The sequence below is a fragment of the Coprococcus sp. RTP21204st1_G4_RTP21204_210225 genome, from assembly GCF_040915385.1.
Classification (GTDB): Bacteria; Bacillota; Clostridia; order Lachnospirales; family Lachnospiraceae; genus Allocoprococcus; species Allocoprococcus comes.
Genome location: NZ_JBCPDP010000071.1, coordinates 1 through 1,113, shown reverse-complemented (window position 1 = coordinate 1,113; position 1,113 = coordinate 1). Strand labels below are relative to the sequence as shown.

The window sequence follows — 1,113 nt, the reverse complement described above, 5'->3', positions numbered from 1 at the left end:
ATCGTATACAATGAAACAAGTTTACCATTCACCTCCTTTTCAAAAGCAGATGCGTTTAACAACGAAATTTTCCCACTGTCTTTTGGAACACATGAAAACAGAGACAGAAGCATTATAAAAGTAAACAAATATCCCTTCATATTCTTTCTTTGCTATAAATTTATTCAAATTCGCGACCCTACCTAAATAGAAGAGGCTCTAATTGCCTCCATAATATTGGCAGGAGGCCGTTTATTATTTAATTCGTTTTTCATGAAATTCATATACGGAGCCACATAATCAAAAAATTGATAATATCCTTTACATAAATAATTTAACCCAGACGCACCCCATTCAGTTTTACAAAACCGGTTCTTTGGACATTCACCATTACAAGCAAATAAGAATTTACAGTTTTTACATTGTCTTGGTAAAGACCTATACTTGTTTTGTCCAAATTCCAATTGCTTCTCTCCATAAAACATCTCTATCAATGTTTTTGAATAAATATTTCCTAATTTATACTGAGGGAACACAAAATGGTCACATGAATACACATCACCATTAAACTCCATTACCCCTGCATGCCCGCACGTTTTTCCCATTGTGCATATGCCTGGATTTTCACCGACCCAATTCGCCAAAGTTGCGTCAAATAACTGTATGTAATACTCACCGACATCATTATGCACCCATTCCTCAAAAATAGTACATAAGAAATTTCCCCATTGTTCAGGCGTAACAGAAAATTCCATCAATTCAGGAGTATCCTCTCCAATTGTAGCCAATAGGCGTCCGTCATTATGCCTAAAAATACGTTCGACAATAGGAGTAAACTGTATATAACGACATCCTATCTCTTTAAAGAAATTATAAAACTCCAACGGATAGTCTGCGTTGAGATTATTAACAACAGCCATAGCATTCCAATCAACCCCATATTTATTCAATAAATGGATTCCCTTCATCACCTTCACAAAAGAGGGTTGTCCCTGCTTATTCCTTCGATATCTGTCATGAAACTCTTGAGGGCCATCAATAGACACCCCTACAAGCCAATCATTCTTTTTTAAAAATTCGCACCATTCGTCAGTCAACAATGTACCATTAGTCTGTATGCAATTGCTAATTGTT

At 35.8% G+C, this 1,113-nt stretch carries 1 protein-coding gene; it reads right to left on the bottom strand.

Features of this window, described 5'->3' with window-relative positions; translation table 11 throughout:
• Window positions 1-182: 182 nt before the first annotated feature.
• On the bottom strand, window positions 183-1,113 hold a 931-nt coding region (locus tag AB5213_RS17185; protein ID WP_368277040.1), incomplete at its 5' end, for an anaerobic sulfatase-maturation protein.